This is a genomic window from Streptomyces sp. NPDC088812 (assembly GCF_044750285.1).
Classification (GTDB): Bacteria; Actinomycetota; Actinomycetes; order Streptomycetales; family Streptomycetaceae; genus Streptomyces.
The window spans coordinates 1-1,426 of sequence record NZ_JBIVJP010000075.1; the positions used below are offsets into that span (position 1 = coordinate 1).

The 1,426-nt window shown below is 71.8% G+C and carries 1 protein-coding gene; it reads right to left on the reverse strand.

The features are described 5' to 3' along the window. Nucleotides 1-77: 77 nt before the first annotated feature. Nucleotides 78-1,426, reverse strand: a 1,349-nt coding sequence (locus ACIP67_RS43295) for a carboxyl transferase domain-containing protein (protein ID WP_401700230.1), incomplete at its 5' end; no start/stop codon positions are given.

Sequence of the window (1,426 nt, forward strand, 5' to 3'; positions counted from 1 at the left end):
CGATCTCGCCGCGGTTGGCCACCAGCACGGTCTCGAACAGGGGCGTCCCCTGGGCGTGGTTCTCGGTCACGGGTGCCTCACATGCGGAACAGGCCGAACCGGGAGTCCGGCAACGGGGAACGGGAGATGACGTCGAGGGCCAGGGAGAGCACCCGGCGGGTCTGGCCGGGGGTGATCACACCGTCGTCCCAGAGGCGGGCGGTGGAGTACAGGGGGCTGCCCTGGTCCTCGTACTGCCGGCGGACCGGCGCCTGGAAGGCCTCGACCTCCTCGGGGGACATCGGCTCCTCCCCCGCGGCGTTCCGCTGGTCCTGCTTGATCTGCGTGAGCACGGAGGAGGCCTGCGGGCCGCCCATCACGGAGATGCGCGCGTTCGGCCACATCCACAGGAAGCGGGGTGAGTAGGCGCGGCCGCACATCGCGTAGTTGCCGGCGCCGAACGAGCCGCCGATCACCACGGTCAGCTTGGGCACGCGGGCGGTGGCGACGGCGGTGACCATCTTGGCGCCGTCGCGCGCGATGCCGCCGGCCTCCGCGTCCCGGCCCACCATGAAGCCGGAGATGTTCTGCAGGAACAGCAGCGGGATGCCGCGCTGGTCGCACAGTTCGATGAAGTGCGCGCCCTTGCGGGCGGAGTCTCCGAACAGGATGCCGTTGTTGGCGAGGACGCCCACGGGGTGGCCGTCGATCCGTGCGAACGCGGTGACCAGGGTGGTGCCGTAGAGGGGCTTGAACTCGTGGACGGAGCCGCCGTCCACGAGGCGGTCGATCACCTCGCGCACGTCGTAGGGGGTGTTCACGTCCACGGGCACGACGCGGGTCAGTTCGGCCGGGTCCTTGGCGGGCTCCGCGGCGGGGACGACCTCCCAGGCCGGCGCCTCGGCCGGGGGCAGGGTGGCCACGATGTCCCGGAGGATCTGCATGGCGTGCAGGTCGTCGTCCGCCAGGTGGTCCGCGACGCCGGAGCGCTCGGCGTGCAGCCGGCCGCCGCCGAGGTCCTCGGGCGAGACGTCCTCCCCGATCGCGGCCTTCACGAGCGGGGGGCCGCCGAGGAAGATGGTGCCCTGCTCGCGCACGATCACGGTCTCGTCCGACATGGCCGGCACGTACGCGCCGCCCGCCGTGGAGGAGCCGCACACCGCGGCCAGCTGCGGGATGCGCAGCGAGGAGAGCAGCGCCTGGTTCCGGAAGATGCGGCCGAAGTGCTCGCGGTCCGGGAAGACCTCGTCCTGGCGGGGCAGGAACGCGCCGCCGGAGTCCACGAGGTAGATGCACGGCAGATGGTTCTCCAGGGCGATCTCCTGGGCCCGCAGGTGTTTCTTCACCGTCATGGGGTAGTAGGTGCCGCCCTTCACGGTGGCGTCGTTGCCGACCACCATCACGAGGCGGCCGTGGACCAGGCCGATGCCCGCCACGACGCCGGCGG